Origin of the sequence: Halobacillus massiliensis (assembly GCF_900166625.1) — a bacterium.
GTDB lineage: Bacteria > Bacillota > Bacilli > Bacillales > Halobacillaceae > Halobacillus_A > Halobacillus_A massiliensis.
In genome coordinates, this window is sequence record NZ_LT800499.1 from 676,707 (window position 1) to 677,886 (window position 1,180).

A 1,180-nucleotide genomic window follows, 5' to 3' on the forward strand; every position below is an offset into this window, starting at 1 on the left:
TGAAAAAACGCGGGGCCCGCCAAATTCGTCTAATGTGTCTTGTGGCTGCGCCTGAAGGTGTAGATGCGGTAAAAGAGGAACATCCTGATGTTGATATCTATCTTGCAGCAATGGATCAAAAGCTGAATGAGAAAGGTTATATCGAGCCTGGACTGGGTGACGCTGGAGACCGCTTGTTCGGCACAAAGTAAGGAGATATTTTTATGGATAATCGACTCAAGGTCATGACGATCTTCGGCACTCGTCCAGAAGCGATTAAAATGGCTCCACTCGTTTTAGAATTAAAGAAGAGAACGGAACAGTTTGAGCCTATCGTAACGGTAACCGCTCAGCATAGGGAGATGCTTGATCAGGTGCTTGATATTTTTAAAATAAAACCTGATTTTGATTTGAATATTATGAAAGACCGTCAGACGCTCGCACAGGTAACAACCCGTGCGCTTGAAGGGCTGGATGATGTCTTGAAGGAAGCGAAGCCGGATATCGTTTTAGTTCACGGAGACACTACGACGACTTTTGCTGCATCGCTTGCTGCTTACTATAATCAAATTCCAGTTGGCCACGTTGAAGCAGGACTGCGAACATGGGATAAGTATTCCCCTTACCCTGAGGAAATGAACCGCCAGCTCACAGGAATTATGGCTGATCTTCATTTTGCTCCAACGAATAAGTCGCGCGATAATCTGCTTGAAGAAAATAAGCCGGCTGACCATATTTTTGTTACGGGTAATACAGCGATTGATGCTTTAAACACAACGGTTGATGAGGCATACCACTCCCAGGTGCTGGAAAGTCTGCAAGGTCGACGCCTTGTATTAATGACCGCTCATCGCCGTGAAAACCTTGGCAGCAATATGAAGCAGATGTTTCGTGCGATAAAACGACTAGTAGAAACTCATGATGATATTGAAGTCGTTTATCCCGTACACTTAAATCCGGCTGTACGGGAGACGGCGGATGAGATACTAGGAAAAGATGATAGAATTAAGCTGATTGAACCACTGGGTGTCATTGACTTTCATAATTTTGCTTCCCGTGCTCACTTGATTCTTACCGATTCTGGGGGTGTGCAGGAAGAAGCGCCTTCTCTGGGCGTGCCTGTACTTGTGCTTCGAAATACAACCGAAAGACCAGAAGGAATTGAAGCAGGAACGCTTAAACTCGCCGGAACGGACGAGGA

The 1,180-nt window shown here is 45.8% G+C and carries 2 protein-coding genes; both read left to right on the forward strand.

Going from position 1 to position 1,180, the window contains the following annotated elements; genetic code table 11:
• On the forward strand, positions 1–191 hold a 191-nt coding region (locus B7E06_RS03380; RefSeq protein ID WP_281249030.1), incomplete at its 5' end, for a uracil phosphoribosyltransferase.
• A 12-nt stretch (positions 192–203) separates the two neighbouring features.
• Positions 204–1,180: non-hydrolyzing UDP-N-acetylglucosamine 2-epimerase (gene wecB / locus B7E06_RS03385; protein ID WP_082235890.1), on the forward strand; the 977-nt coding region annotated here is incomplete at its 3' end.